The 13,516-nt window shown below is 68.9% G+C and carries 12 protein-coding genes; 2 read left to right on the top strand and 10 right to left on the bottom strand.

Annotation, left to right across the window (positions count from 1 at the left end):
• Positions 1-7 precede the first annotated feature (7 nt).
• From GO592_RS02450 to GO592_RS02405, 10 genes are all read right to left on the bottom strand, one after another.
• Positions 8-1,126 (bottom strand): Zn-dependent alcohol dehydrogenase, encoded by a 1,119-nt coding sequence (locus GO592_RS02450; protein WP_007297686.1) that lies wholly within the window; start codon positions 1,124-1,126, stop codon positions 8-10.
• 34 nt (positions 1,127-1,160) lie between these two features.
• On the bottom strand, positions 1,161-2,138 hold the full coding sequence (locus tag GO592_RS02445; RefSeq protein WP_007297685.1) for an ABC transporter permease: 978 nt from the start codon (positions 2,136-2,138) through the stop codon (positions 1,161-1,163).
• 44 nt (positions 2,139-2,182) lie between these two features.
• On the bottom strand, positions 2,183-3,700 hold the full coding sequence (locus tag GO592_RS02440) for a sugar ABC transporter ATP-binding protein (protein WP_007297684.1): 1,518 nt from the start codon (positions 3,698-3,700) through the stop codon (positions 2,183-2,185).
• On the bottom strand, positions 3,697-4,728 hold the full coding sequence (locus GO592_RS02435) for an ABC transporter permease (RefSeq protein ID WP_039951333.1): 1,032 nt from the start codon (positions 4,726-4,728) through the stop codon (positions 3,697-3,699). Before GO592_RS02435 ends, GO592_RS02440 begins: the two co-directional genes overlap by 4 nt.
• A 36-nt stretch (positions 4,729-4,764) precedes the next feature.
• Positions 4,765-5,874 (bottom strand): sugar ABC transporter substrate-binding protein, encoded by a 1,110-nt coding sequence (locus GO592_RS02430; protein WP_007297682.1) that lies wholly within the window; start codon positions 5,872-5,874, stop codon positions 4,765-4,767.
• A gap of 120 nt (positions 5,875-5,994) precedes the next feature.
• Positions 5,995-7,119: a glycerate kinase gene (locus GO592_RS02425; protein WP_007297681.1), complete on the bottom strand. Its 1,125-nt coding sequence runs from the start codon at positions 7,117-7,119 to the stop codon at positions 5,995-5,997.
• The gene (locus tag GO592_RS02420) at positions 7,106-7,933 is read right to left on the bottom strand and encodes an aldo/keto reductase (RefSeq protein ID WP_007297680.1); all 828 of its coding nucleotides are present in this window, start codon (positions 7,931-7,933) and stop codon (positions 7,106-7,108) included. Before GO592_RS02420 ends, GO592_RS02425 begins: the two co-directional genes overlap by 14 nt.
• A complete protein-coding gene (locus tag GO592_RS02415; protein ID WP_007297679.1) occupies positions 7,930-8,688 on the bottom strand; it encodes an SDR family NAD(P)-dependent oxidoreductase in 759 nt (252 codons plus the stop codon). Before GO592_RS02415 ends, GO592_RS02420 begins: the two co-directional genes overlap by 4 nt.
• Positions 8,685-9,854: an acyl-CoA dehydrogenase family protein gene (locus GO592_RS02410; protein ID WP_005569690.1), complete on the bottom strand. Its 1,170-nt coding sequence runs from the start codon at positions 9,852-9,854 to the stop codon at positions 8,685-8,687. The genes GO592_RS02415 and GO592_RS02410 overlap by 4 nt, the downstream gene beginning before the upstream one ends.
• A gap of 10 nt (positions 9,855-9,864) precedes the next feature.
• Entirely contained in the window at positions 9,865-11,427 is a 1,563-nt protein-coding gene (locus tag GO592_RS02405) for an acyl CoA:acetate/3-ketoacid CoA transferase (protein ID WP_005251310.1), read from the bottom strand.
• Positions 11,428-11,545: 118 nt separating this feature from the next.
• On the opposite strand from GO592_RS02405, the gene GO592_RS02400 reads away from it, so the two are divergent.
• Both GO592_RS02400 and GO592_RS02395 read left to right on the top strand, forming a co-directional pair.
• A complete protein-coding gene (locus GO592_RS02400; protein ID WP_007297678.1) occupies positions 11,546-12,703 on the top strand; it encodes a DUF993 family protein in 1,158 nt (385 codons plus the stop codon).
• A 1-nt stretch (position 12,704) separates the two neighbouring features.
• Positions 12,705-13,511, top strand: coding sequence for a sugar phosphate isomerase/epimerase family protein (locus GO592_RS02395; protein ID WP_007297677.1), 807 nt, complete (start codon positions 12,705-12,707; stop codon positions 13,509-13,511).
• The last annotated feature ends 5 nt before the right edge of the window (positions 13,512-13,516 follow it).

Here is a 13,516-nt window from a genome sequence, read left to right as displayed (position 1 = left end):
TTCCTCGTCAGTGTTCGTGGATCAGGACACCACGCAGGTTGAGCCCCGCGTGCATGTCCACGTATGCGTCGTTCACCTGGTCCAGGCTGTAGCGCCGGGTGATCAGTTCGTCCAGCTTCAGTCGTCCCGACTTGTAGTAGTCCAGCAGGGCCGGGATGTCCCGGGTGGGGTTGCAGTTGCCGAACAGCACCCCCCGCAGATGCTTGGCGTAGACCACCAGTTCGAGCGGGCTGATCGGGATCCCGGGTTCGTTCTGGCCGATCGACACGACGGCGACGGTTCCCTCCTTGCGGACGGCGCCGAACGCGTCGGCGATCAGCTGTCCGTCCACCACGCCGACGGTGACGACGGCGCTGTCGGCGCCCTGCCCGTTGGTGACCGAGCGGACGAACGGCATGGCCTCGTCGATCGACGCGTACGCGTGGGTGGCGCCGAGTTCGAGTGCTCGTTCGCGTTTGAACGGGACCGGGTCCACCGCGACGACGTGCGCGGCACCCGCGTGGTGGGCGCCCTGCACCGCGTTGATCCCCACACCGCCGACCCCGACGACCAGCGTCGTGTCCCGGGGACGGACGCCCGCGCCGTTCACGGCGGAGCCCCACCCGGTGGCGACCCCGCAAGAGACGAGGCAGGCCACGTCGAACGGGATGTCGTCATCGATCTTGACGGCCTGTGCCTGCGAGGTGACGAGGTAGTTCGCGAACGTGCCGAGGCGCTGCATGGCGCCGATCGGCCGCCCTGACTGCGTGGCGAACCGCGCCGTTCCGTCGAGCATGAAACCAGCCTCCATACCGGCCCCAGTGTCGCAGACATATTGCATCCCCTGCGCGCACCAGGCGCAAGTTCCGCAAGCCGGGAGGTAGGCGGTGGCGACGTGATCGCCGACGGCGAGCCGGGTGACACCGGGCCCGACCGCGTCGATCACACCGGCACCCTCGTGTCCGCCGACCAGCGGCAGCGTATTGGGAATGTCACCGGTGACGAGGTGATCGTCGGAGTGACACAGTCCGGACGCCATCACCTTGATCCGCACCTCGCCGGGACCGGGCTCCGCGAGGACGAGGTCGTCGACCTCCCACTTGCCGCCCACTTCGTGAATCACCGCACCGCGTGCCGTCGTACTCATCGTTCTCCTTCGAATCTCACACTGACACAGAGTCTTACTTGATGATCGACAGCCGGCCGCGGTCGAGGGTCACGGCGACCGCGACGATGACGACCGCGCCGTACACGATCTGCTGGAAACTGGGGTCGATGCCGGCCACCGAGCCGCCGACCCGGAGAACGGTGACCACCAGAGCGCCGACGAGCACCCGCCACGCTCCGCCGATTCCACCGGTGATGGCGCAGCCACCGACCAGCACGGCCGCGATGGCGGGCAGGAGCAGCGAATCCGCGAGTTGCGGTGCGGCGCTCTGCTGCTGGGCCGACAGTACGACACCCGCCGCGCCTGCGAAGAATCCGGACAGGGCGAATGCGCCGATCCGGACAATCCGGGTTCGGACGCCGCTCATCATCGCGGCCTTCTCCCCCAGTCCGACGAGGTGGAAGACGTTGCCCCGCGGCGAGAACCGCATCGCGCAGAATACCGCGGCGACCGCCGCCACTGCGGCCCACACCGCCATGGGGAGACCGAGCACCGTCCACGAACTGAGCCAGAAGATCGCGTCGTAGCCTTCGCTGATGTAGATGGTGGTCGACCCGGACGCCACGAGCGCGACCGCACCCCAGAACCCCAGCGCCCCGAGCGAGACGACGAACGACGGGACCTGACCGAACACGATCAGGAGACCGGTCAGCGCACCGATCAGAGTGAGCGCCACGAGGGTGACGACGACGGCGAGGGGACCGAGGGAGCCGATCACCGTCGCCAGGATCACCGTGGCGAGCGACGCCAGCGCCGCCACCGACAGGTCGATGCCGCCGGTGAGGATGACGAACATCTGGCCCAGCCCGAGCAGCAGAATCGGGACCGCCTGCGCCGAGACCACCGCGAGGGCGTTCATCGACAGGAAGTTCGGTTCGGCGAGCGCGACGAGGAGGACGAGCGCGACCAGCACGACCGACGGGCCTGCCAGCCGCAACCGGTCCCGCGTCGTCCGGGACACCGCCTGCGCCGCGCCCTCGGGTGCGCGCATCTCGGTGGAAGTCCTCTCGGCGGAAGTTCTTGTTGCCACGGCGATCACATCATCTTCTCGAGGAGTTGGAGTTTGCTGGGCGGGTTTCCGGGCGGCGAGTCGAACGCGCCGGTGATCTCGCCGTCCCGCATCACGATCACGCGGTGGCCGAGGCCGATCGCCTCGTCCAGGGTGTCGGCGAGCACCAGAATCGCCACTCCCCTGTCGGAGAGGTCGCGGAAGACGGCGTAGAGGTCTTCTTTCGCACCGATGTCGAGGCCGCGGGTGGGGTGGTCGAGAACCAGTACCTTCAGGCCGTCGCCCAGGATCCACTTGGCCACCACGGCCTTCTGCTGGTTGCCGCCCGACAGTCGCGCGATGTCGGCGTCGGGGTCCGCGGGCCGGATGCCGAGTTTCGCGATCCAGCCGCGGGCGGTCTCCTCCACCCGGGCACCCGAGGAGATCCGGCCACCGCCTGCCTTCACCGGATGCACCGTCGCGATGTTCTGCGCAACGGTCGCGCCCGCGATCATGCCTTCGACGCGACGCTCGGCGGGAACGTATGCGACACCGGACCGCACGGCGTCCGCCGGTGATCCGGGGGCCGACCGCTGTCCGTCGATCTCGACGGTTCCGGAGTCGATGGGGACGGCGCCGAAGACGGCGCGGGCCACCTCCTCGCGGCCGGAGTCGACCACGCCCACCACCGACACGATCTCGCCGGCATGGACGTCCAGCGACACGTCCTTCGCCTTGCCGCCGCAGGTGAGGTTGCGGACCGACAGCGTCGGCGTGCCCGTCCGGGGAACGGCCTGCTTGCGCTCCGACGAGTAGATCTCCTCGGCCGCACCCTTGCCGATCATCAGCTGGTACAGCTCGGATTCGGTCGCCGCCGCGGCGATCCGCTCGCCGACCACCTTGCCGTCGCGCAGCACGTACACACGGTCGGAGAAGCGGAGGACCTCGTCGAGACGGTGGGAGACGAAGATGACGGAACCGCGCTCCTTGAGGGCGGTGATCCGGCGATGGAGCACCTCGACGTCCTCGGGTTCGAGCACCGACGTCGGCTCGTCGAGGATGAGCAGCGGCGGGTGTTCCACCTGCCTGCCGCCGACGGCCCGAGCCACCTCCACCATCTGGCGCTGGGCGAACCCGAGCGTCTCGGTCAGCGCGCCCGGGTCGACCGTCGACTCCACCACCGACAACATTTCCTGGGCGCGGGCCCTGATCTTCCGTCGGCGGAGGAACCCGGCGCGGGCGGTGTCACCCTCGTGTCCGAGGATCAGGTTCTGGCCGACGGTGAGGTTCGGGAGCAGCGACTGCTCCTGGTGCACCACCCCGATCCCGTGGTCGGCGGCGTCGGCGGGGCTTCCGAAGCTCACGTCGCGCCCGCCCAGCACCATCCGTCCGCCGTCCTGGCGGTGGACTCCCGCGAGGATCTTGAGCAGCGTCGACTTTCCGGCGCCGTTCTCGCCGATCAGCCCCACGACCTCGTTCGGAGCGATGGACAGGCTCACGTCGTCGAGGACGGTGTTGGGTCCGAATTTCTTCGTGACATTGCGGAGTTCCAGGAGAGATGTCATTTCACGACCCTCAATCGACTGCGGGCGGGCCACCCGGTGGCGATCACCGCGACCACGATGATGAGACCCTGCGCGCCCTGCTGGATGTACGGGCTGGCGCCCGACAGGAGAAGTCCGTTGCCGAGGACCACGAGGAGCAGCACACCCACGAGGGAATGCAGGGGTCCGCCGCGACCGCCGCTCAGCAGGGTGCCTCCGACGACCACCGCGGACAGGGTGAGGAAGAGGCTTCCCGATCCGACGCTCACGTCGCCGACGCCGAGCCGGATGGTGGCCAGCACTCCGCCGAGCCCGGACAGCAGTCCGGCCACGGCGAACAGGATGATCTTGGTGCGCCCGACCGGGACGCCCGCCAGGCGGCTGGTCGCCTCGTCGCCGCCGATCGCGTAGGTGTGCATGCCGAGCCGGGTTCCCTTGCACAGCAGCACTGTCGCCGCCACGGCGGCGAGCGCGAACACCACGACGACGGGAAGCCCGAGCCAGTGGCCGCCGGCCCAGGCCGCGAGCGACGGGTCGGCGAGCTGAGGGGTGGCGGTGCCGAAGAGCACGGTGGCGACGCCGAGACCGACGAACCACGTACCCAGTGTGACGAGGAAGGACGGCACCCGGACGACGACGTGCAGCACGCCGTTGACCACTCCGAAGAGCAGACCGACCCCCAGCGCCAGCAGGACCGCGAGGAGTCCCAGGTCGTTGCCGTTGACGCTGTTCGCTGCGAGCAGGACGAACGTCAGCCCGCTGGCCGCCATCACGCCCTCGATCGACAGGTCCACGCCGCCCACCAGGACCACCAGCGTGGCGCCCATCGCGAGGACGACGGGTATCGCGGCCTGCTCCACGATCGCCATCGCGTTGCTCGCCGTCGCGAAGCCGGGAGCCAGCGCGGCGAAGACGGCGCACAGTCCCAGCAGGGCGGCGAGCGGGCCGGCGGTGGAGAGCAGCCGGCGAACTCGTGGTCGTGTGCTGCGCACGGGCGCAACGGGTTCTGCGGGGGTCGTCACCTCCCCGGTCACTTCAGTCGTCGACATCGTTACTCCTTCGGAAGTTCGGTGGTGTTCGGAGGGTTATCGGGCGACGGGCCCGGTGATGCGGGAGAACGGATCCTGCACGGACCGCACGATCTCGTCGTCAGTCGGAACGGCGAGGAACTGGTCGACGTTGTTCGCGGTGATCAGAGACTGATCGACGAAGAATTCGCGGTTCTCACGGGGCAGCGACTCGACGTCGAGTGCGCCGGTCATGGCCTGGTAGCAGATGGCGAGTCCCATCGCGCCGTTGAAGTAGGGGTCGGTCGTGTAGGTGGAGAGCAATTCCCCGTTCGCGATGGCGCTCAGGCCTTCCGGGGTGGCGTCCGCGGCACTGGCGATCTTGATCTCCCCTGCGCGGCCCGCCTCACGCACCGCCTGCAGAGCGCCCAGTGCCATGGAATCTGTTGCGGCCCAGATACCGTTCACTTGGTCGCCGTACTTGTTGAGCAGGGTCTGCGTGGTGGTGTAGGCCTTGTTGCGGTCGAAGTCGGCGGGCTGGTCGTCGAGCAGGGTGACGCCGGACTGTCCGTCCATCGCCTGCTGGAAGCCCTGGAACCGGGTCTGGCTGATCTCGTTGGCGAGCAAACCCTGCAGCGCGATCACGCCGCCGGTGCCGCCGAGCGAATCGACGAGGGCCTTCCCCGTGTCGGCTCCCTGCTGGACGCCGTCGTAGGCGACGTACGACGCCCATCCGTTCCCGACGTCCCAGGGGTGCAGGTCGGCCGGCTTGCTCCACTGGGTGACCGCGCACCCGCCGCTGTTCTGCACGGCGCGCACGATCGCGGGGGTGTCGGCGCTCGTGTTCGGGTTGATGTTGAGCAGCACGGTCTTGCCTGCGGCGAGCACCGACTGCAACTGCGACAGCGCGTTCTGCGAGTCGCCGCCGTAGACGATCACCTTCAGTTCGATCCCCAGCGATTCGGCGTACGCGCGGCTGCCCTGCACCCACGCGGCTTCATACGGGTTGGTGAGCGACCGCACCTCGGAGACCATCACCATGTCGCCCCGGTCGACGGCTGCCCCGTCCCGCTCGATCTGGTCCGATCCCGTCGAGCAGGCGATGGCGGAGCTCGCCATGACGGAGACTGCCGCGGCCACGCCGACGGCCCGGGCTGCCGCCCTGATTGATCGTTGCGTCCGTGTCATCGTTCGTCCATTTCCTGAAAAAGAATGTAAACGCTTTCTTACCGTGATCGGCGTCACAAGTCAAGCGCTGCATGGTGTGGTCAAGGACCATCCGGATCGACCGGACAGATCAGAAATCGATTACAAAGTGCTGGTGAGCCGGGCGGCGGCGACCGCTCCGGCCACCCGGCACCACATCGCGGGTGCGGCGAGTGCCGATTCGGAACTCCCCGCCAGGTCGGACAGTGAGATCCCGATCCCGGGTGGCGCCGCCGCGAGGCGGCCTGCGACGACGATCGATCGGGTCGCGGTCTCAGCGCACCGTTCCAGCACGGAGCCGACGAGTTTGCCGGACAGCGACGTCGCGTCGAACTGGCCCTCACCGGTGACCATGACGTCGGCGCGGCCGAACTCGGCGCTCAGCCCGGTGAGCTCCGCGATGCGGGCGGCGCCCGGCACCAGCCGGCCGCCCCAGGCCGACAGTCCGAATCCAGTGCCTCCCGCCGCTCCCGCGCCGGGTTCGTCGGGACTGCACGGCAGTCGTGCGCCGAGGCAAGCGGCGAACGTCGCGAGCGCGCGATCGAGGCGGTCGCGCTCCGCGGGGTCGGCGCCCTTCTGCGGCCCGAAGACGTGCGCTGCCCCGTGTGGGCCGCAGAGGACAGCCGTAGTGTCCGTCAGCAGTTCGACGCCACCGGTTGGGGGCTCGGTCAGCGAGCCCACGTCGATCGAGGCGAGAGCGACCAGGCCGGCGCCCCCGTCGGGGATCTCCCGGCCGTCGCGGTCCAGGAGCTTCGCGCCGAGCGCCCGCAGGGCGCCCGCACCGCCGTCGGTGGACGCGGAACCGCCGAGTCCGACCAGCAGTGCCTTCGCGCCGTCCGCCAGTGCGGCGGCGATCACCTGTCCCAGGCCGGTCGTCGACGCTCCCCCCGGATCCGGCGAGTCCATCAGGGGCAGCCCACTCATCTGGGCCAGCTCGACCACCGCCGTGCCGTCCCGGAGCAGCAGCCAGCGTCCGGTCGTCGGACGTCCGTCGGGGCCTCGAACCCCCGGCACCTCACGCCACACGCCGGTGTCGTGGCAGGACGCGACGGCGTCCACCGTGCCTTCGCCGCCGTCCGCCTGCGGGAGCAGGATCAGCTCGTCGTTCGGCCGGACCGTCGACCAGCCGGCTGCCAGAGCCGCCGCCACCTCCGTCGCGGTCACTGAGCCCTTGAACGAATCCGGGGCCAGCACCACCCGCATCGAGCCGGCGTCAGTCGACGTCATCGGGGTGGGGTCCCGTGCGCTGATCCCGATTCAGAGCCGAGATCGCGTCCATCTCCGCGGCGGACAACCGGAAGTCGAACACATTCGCGTTCTGCCGCATCCTGTGCACCGCAGAAGCTTTGGGCAGTGGAATCGTCCCGATCTGCACATGCCAGCGGAGCACGATCTGCGCGACCGACACACGGTGCCGGGCGGCGAGCGCCGCCAGGAGTGCGTGGTCGTTCAGGTGCCCCCTCGCCAGCGGCGCCCACGCCTGGGTGCGGATGCCCATCGACCGGTGCAGATCCGTCAGTGCGGACTGCGTGAGCAGCGGGTGCAGTTCGATCTGATTGACCGCCGGGGTGATCGTCGCGATCTCCGCGAGCCGCTCGAGCTGTTCGGGCTGGAAGTTCGACACACCGATCGCCCGCACCCGTCCGTCGTAGTACAGCTTTTCGAGTGCTCGCCACGTCTCCAGATACCGTCCGCGGCTCGGTGCCGGCCAGTGGATCAGGCACAGGTCGATTCGGCCGAGTTTCGCCGCACTCACCTCGAACGCGTCCAGTGTCTGCTGGTAGCCCTGGTCCTCGTTGGAGATCTTGGTGGTCACGAAGATCTCGTGCCGATCGACGTCCGCCCGGGCCAGCGCCGCGCCGAGAGAGGCCTCGTTGCCGTACATCGGGGCCGTGTCGAACGCACGGTAGCCGGCGGACAGCGCGTGCGACACCGTGGAACCCATGTCCTCGTCGGGGATCGTGAAGAGGCCGAACCCGAGCGCGGGCATCGTGACTTCGTTGTTCAACGTGACCGAGGAAACGGTCGCCAGGCTCGTCATGTGATCGAGTACCCGCCGTCGACGGGCAGGACCACCCCGGTGACGTATCGGGCGGCGTCGGAGACCAGGAACAGCACGACGTCGGCGACGTCGTCGCCGTCGGCGAACCGTTGCAACGGGATACGGCTCAGCTTCTGGGCGCGGAAGTCTTCCTGCCCCAGCACGTCCGCCGTCATCGGCGTTTCGATGTAGCCCGGCGAGACGGTGTTGACGCGCACGCCGTGGGGGCCGAGTTCCACGGCCAATCCCTTGCCGAGCTGAGTCAGTGCGGCCTTCGTCGCGCCGTAGGGAACGATCCCCGGGACAGCGCGATCCGCGGACAGCGACGCAATGTTCACGATGCTGCCGCGGGCGTCGACCAGGGACTTGGCCGCCTGCCGCGTCAACCGGTAGGCCGCCGAGAGGTTGACGTCCAGGAGACGTTCCCATCCGTCCTCGTCCACGTCGATAGCGGTGGTCCGCAACTGGATCCCGGCCGCGTTGATCAGGATGTCGAGGCACCCCGACAGCTGCTGGGCGAGGTCGACGGCGCGTGCACCGAATTCGGGGTCGGTGAGGTCGCCGCGGAGACCGTGTCCGCCGAACTCCGCGGCGACGTCGGTGACCTTCGGGTCGGCGTCGACCGCCACCACGAGTGCCCCGCTCCGGGCGAGGGCCCGGGCGATCGCCGAACCGATCCCGCCGGCCGCACCGGTCACGATGGCGGTCTTCCCTGACAGATCGACCGAGTTGGTGGGTTGTGCAACGCCGCTCATGCCGCGGCTCCCTTCAGTACTGCCCGGCTGATGATGAGCCGCTGCATTTCGCTGGTGCCTTCGTAGATCTTCGTGATGCGGGCGTCGCGGTAGAGGCGCTCGACCTCGTATCCGCGGATGAAGCCGTTGCCGCCGAACACCTGCACGGCGGCGTCGGCGTGGCGCACGCATCCCTCGGACGCGTAGAGCTTGGCCATCGAGCACAGCGTCTCGGCGTCCGCTGCCCCCGTGTCGAGTGCCCGCGCCGCCTCGACCGACAGCGCGGTGCCTGCCCGCAGTTCGGTGGCGACGGTGGCGAGGGAGAAGGAGATGCCCTGGTTCGCGGAGATCGGCTTGCCGAATTGGCTGCGGTCGAGGGACTGCCGGGTGGCGGCGTCCAGTGCGGCGCGGCTGATGCCGAGGCTCAGGCCCGAGATGCCGAGACGGCCCTTGGCCAGCACCTTCATCATGTAACCGAAGGCCTTGCCTTCCTCGCCGAGGAGGGCGTCGGCCGGCAGTTGGACGGAGTCGAACACCAGCCCGCCGACCTGCGAGGCCCGCTGGCCCATCTTGTGTTCGTGGTACGCGCGGCTGACACCGGGCTGGTCGACGTCCACCAGGAAGACGGAGATGCCGCCGCGCTTCCCCAGTTCGGGGTCGGTGACGGCGAGGACGACCGCGAAGTCCGCGACGGGGGCGTTGTGGATGTAGATCTTCTCACCGGTGAGCACCCAGCCGTCACCGCCCCGCACCGCCCGTGTCGTGATCGATCCGAGGTCGGATCCGGATCCCGGCTCGGTGAGCGCGTAGGCGCAGCGCTTCTCGGCGGTGAGCATCGGGCGCAGGTACTGCTCCCGCTGCTCGGGTGTGCCGTAGTTGCCGAGCAGGCTGCCGAGGATCTCGACGAGGCCGCACTGGTCGGCCACCGACGCGTACCCGTAGGACAGCGACTCCATGACGAACAGGTAGTCGAGGGCGGTGCCGCCGAAGCCGCCGAACTTCTCGGGCACCGTGATGCCGAAGAGCCCGATCTTGCCCATCTCCCGGTAGATCTCTTCGGGGAATCGTTCGGTTTCGTCCAGCTCGGTGGCGACCGGACGGATCCGTTCGTCGACGAACTCGGCGACGAGCTTGCGTTCGTCGGCGCCGAGCACCGACGAGGGAATGACGCTGTTTCCGGTTGACATGTAGTTCTCCTCAGATGTGTACGGCGACGGGGGCGAACAACCCCGCGTCCATCACGCGTGGGTTCTTGATGATCGGACGGAATCCCATGTGCGGCAGAATGTCCCGATCGATGTCGATGCCGGGTGCTATCTCGGCGAGTTCGAGGCCGTCCCGGGTGAGGACGAAGACGGCGCGTTCGGTGACGTACACCGCCTCACGTCCCTCACGGACGGCGAGAGCGCCGGAGTAGGTGACCTGATCGACGCGGTCGACGAACTTGGGCACCGAGCCTTCGCGCCGGATCACCAGTTCTCCCCCGACGATCGCGACGTCCAGGCCGCGGGCGGTGAACGTTCCGCAGAACACGGCGCGCGGCGAGTTCTGGGAGATATCGATGAACCCGCCCGGTCCGACGATTCCGCCGCCGATCTTGCTGACGTTGACGGCGCCGGTGGAGTCGACCTCGGCCATACCCAGGCAGCTGACATCGAGCATGCCGCCCGAGAACAGATCGAACTGGGTGGTCGACGAGTGCACGACCTTCGGTCCTCGCGCGGCCCCGAACAGGTCGCCGGAGACGGGGATGCCGTCGATCAGCCCCTGCTCGATGGCAAGTGTGATGTCGTCCAGGCGATCCTGTTCGGCGAGCGCGTCCACGACCAGCGCGGACACCCCGAAGCCGACGTTCAGGACGTCGCCGTCCCGGACCTCGGCGGCCGCCCGCCGGGCGATCAGCATGCGGATCGGGTCGTGGTTCGTGGCGCCGAAACCGGAGTTCGCCGCATCGCCGGAGAGTTCCGGATCGAATTCGCCCGCGTACGTCTGCCATTGGGCCGGCGCGTGCACGACGTCGTCCACGAGGACCGCCGGGATGTGCACGAGCCGCGGATCGATCGGCCGGTCCAGCAGGTTCTTCACCTGCACGATGACCCGGCCGCCGCTCGCCTTCGCCGCCTGAGCGACGGCCAGCGCGTCGAGCTGGGCCGCCTCGCCCGAGCACGTGACGTTCCCGGACGGGTCGATGGAATCGCCGCGGACGATCGCCACGTCGACGGGAAACGGCTTATAGCGCAGGTACTCGCGGCCGTCCAGAGTCAGGAGTTCGACGAGGTCCTCGGTGGCGGACGGCGTGAACTTGCCCCCGCCGTGCCGCGGGTCGACGAACGTGTCGAGACCGGTCGCTGTGATGAGGCCCGGCCGGCGTGCGCCGATCTCCCGCAGCAGCTGACTGATCGCGCCGCCGGGCCACGCGTACGCCTCGATCTCGTCGTTGCGGACGAGGTCGATCATGGTCGGCGACCACGTCCAGTGCCCGCCGACGACCCGCTTGACCATGCCCTTGTGCGCGAGGTGGTTGGTTCCGCGGCTCACCCGGTCGCCGATGCCGAGGGCGTGCACGATCGTGAGTTCCCTCGGCGATCCGGTCGCGAGGAAGCACTCCTCCAGCGCCTTCAGGACGGTGTCCGGTTCGAGGATCCCGCCGCCCGAACCGGTGAGGGCGATCGTCGATCCTGGCGCGATGTCGCTCACGGCTCGGGTCGCGGTGGTCAGTGTCCAGCGCCTCGAGGCGGCACCCGTTCCGGGCTGTGTCATATCCGCTCCTGTAAATGCTTACATTCTGCCAATCGGCCCATTAACGCTATGGACCTCGGTGATTGACACAGTATATTGTGAGCTGCACAACATCAAGAAAACGATTACAGGAGATCTCATGGCCTCGATCCTGCTGCCCGATCGCCACGGTTCGCCCACGACTCTCGCGTTGAACGCACCGGCACGGCTGGACACCCGGTCCACCCCGCCGACCAGCAGGGCGGTGTACGCGGCCGCGCATGTGGTCGCCGATCCGCTGCGGGCGTCGGCGGAGAATGCCGCGGACCAGATCGACTGGGACGCCACCCTGCACCTGCGCCGCGACCTGTGGTCGCTGGGCCTCGGGGTGGCCGAGTCGATGGACACCGCCCAGCGCGGCATGGGACTGGACTGGGCCGCGGCGAAGGAACTCGCCGTCCGCACCCTTGCCGACGCCAAGACGGTCGGCGGGAAGGTGGTCGTGGGGGTGGCCACCGATCAACTGAAGACCGACACCCCCTCGCTCGAGGAGATCCGCGACGCCTACCTCGAGCAGGTCGAGGCAATCGAATCCGCGGGCGGTGAGGTGGTGCTGATGGCGAGCAGGCACCTCGCCCGCGCCGCGACCGGTCCCGACGACTACCTCGCCGTGTACGACGCGGTGCTGTCGGCGGCCACCCGCCCGGTGGTCCTGCATTGGCTGGGTTCGGTGTTCGATCCCGCCCTGGACGGCTACTGGGGATTCGCGGATTCGGGCGCGGCCATGGACACCGTGCTGCAGATCATCGCCGCGCACCGGGACACCGTGCGCGGCATCAAGGTGTCCCTGCTCGACCCGGCGCTCGAGATCGCCCTGCGTGAGCGGATGCCCGCCGGGGTGCGGGTGTTCACCGGCGACGACTACAACTACGTCGGCCTGATCGCCGGCGACGGCACCCACACCAGCGACGCCCTCCTCGGTGCATTCGCCGCGCTCGGACCGTTCGCCTCCGCCGCGTTCGCGCGGTTGGACGACGGCGACGAGCAGGGCTTCCGGAACATCTTGGGCCCCACCGAAACCCTGAGCCGGTTGCTGTTCGCCGCCCCGACGCAGTTCTACAAGGTCGGCGTCGCCTGGTTGGCGTACCTGAACGGCAAGCAGGAGCACTTCCGGATGATCGGCGGCTTCGAGACCGGCCGCAGCCTCACCCACCTGGCCGAACTGGTTCGCGCCGCCGACGCGATCGGGCTGTTCACCGATCCCGACTTCACCGCCACCCGCGCCGCCGCCTACTTCGCCGTTCACGGAATCCACTGACATGGACCTGGCGCACTGCAGTCTCAACTCCGTCACCGTCAAGGGTGCCGGCCTCACCGAGGTCGCCGACCTCGCCGCGCAGTGGGGATTCGGCGGCGTCGGCCTGTGGCGGGACGTCCTCGACGGCGTGGATCTGGTGGACGCGTCGGCCCGGCTCCGGCAGTCGGGTCTGCGCGTCACCAGCGTCTGCCGGGGCGGAATGTTCCCGCAACCGACCGCCCGGCTGCGGCGAGAAGCCACGGCCGACAACCGAGTGGCGGTCGATCAGGCGCACGCCCTCGGCGCCGACTGCCTCGTGCTGGTCTGCGGCGCCGCTCCCGGTGACCTCGCCGACGCTCGGCGGCAGGTCCGGGACGGCATCGCCGAACTCGAGCCGTACGCCCGCCAGTCGGGGGTGCGGCTCGCGGTCGAGCCGATGCACCCGATGATGGCGTCGAGTCGTTCGGTGATCACCTCACTGAGCGAGGCCAACGACCTGGTCGAGGCGATTGGATCCGACATCGTCGGGATCGCCCTCGATTCGTATCACGTGTGGTGGGACGCAGCGCTGCCGCAGCAGATCGCCCGGGCAGGCGAACGCCTGTTCTCGGTGCAGTTGGCCGATTGGGTCACCCCGATCCACGGCGAACTCAGCAGCCGCGGCATGCCCGGCGAAGGGTGCATCGACATGACCGGATTCGTCGCCGACTGCAGGAACGCCGGCGGCTACGCGGGGCTCGTGGAGGTCGAGATCCTCAGCGACCGCTGGTGGGCCGCAGACCCGAAAGACGCGGTCCACGCCGCGGCGAACGGCCTTGCCGCCGTCTGAAATCC

It is taken from the genome of Rhodococcus sp. 21391, assembly GCF_016772255.1.
Lineage (GTDB): Bacteria > Actinomycetota > Actinomycetes > Mycobacteriales > Mycobacteriaceae > Rhodococcus_F > Rhodococcus_F opacus.
The sequence above is the reverse complement of the archived record's forward strand: the minus strand, read 5'-3'. Positions and strand labels throughout refer to the sequence as shown.

Coding starts and splice junctions, on each gene's coding strand:
- GO592_RS02420 (WP_007297680.1), bottom strand. CDS start 7,933: ATGACGAGCCTGGCGACCGTTTCCTCGGTCACGTTGAACAACGAAGTC.
- GO592_RS02415 (WP_007297679.1), bottom strand. CDS start 8,688: ATGAGCGGCGTTGCACAACCCACCAACTCGGTCGATCTGTCAGGGAAG.
- GO592_RS02405 (WP_005251310.1), bottom strand. CDS start 11,427: ATGACACAGCCCGGAACGGGTGCCGCCTCGAGGCGCTGGACACTGACC.
- GO592_RS02400 (WP_007297678.1), top strand. CDS start 11,546: ATGGCCTCGATCCTGCTGCCCGATCGCCACGGTTCGCCCACGACTCTC.
- GO592_RS02425 (WP_007297681.1), bottom strand. CDS start 7,119: ATGACGTCGACTGACGCCGGCTCGATGCGGGTGGTGCTGGCCCCGGAT.
- GO592_RS02450 (WP_007297686.1), bottom strand. CDS start 1,126: ATGAGTACGACGGCACGCGGTGCGGTGATTCACGAAGTGGGCGGCAAG.
- GO592_RS02395 (WP_007297677.1), top strand. CDS start 12,705: ATGGACCTGGCGCACTGCAGTCTCAACTCCGTCACCGTCAAGGGTGCC.
- GO592_RS02435 (WP_039951333.1), bottom strand. CDS start 4,728: ATGTCGACGACTGAAGTGACCGGGGAGGTGACGACCCCCGCAGAACCC.
- GO592_RS02430 (WP_007297682.1), bottom strand. CDS start 5,874: ATGACACGGACGCAACGATCAATCAGGGCGGCAGCCCGGGCCGTCGGC.
- GO592_RS02440 (WP_007297684.1), bottom strand. CDS start 3,700: ATGACATCTCTCCTGGAACTCCGCAATGTCACGAAGAAATTCGGACCC.
- GO592_RS02445 (WP_007297685.1), bottom strand. CDS start 2,138: ATGCGCGCACCCGAGGGCGCGGCGCAGGCGGTGTCCCGGACGACGCGG.
- GO592_RS02410 (WP_005569690.1), bottom strand. CDS start 9,854: ATGTCAACCGGAAACAGCGTCATTCCCTCGTCGGTGCTCGGCGCCGAC.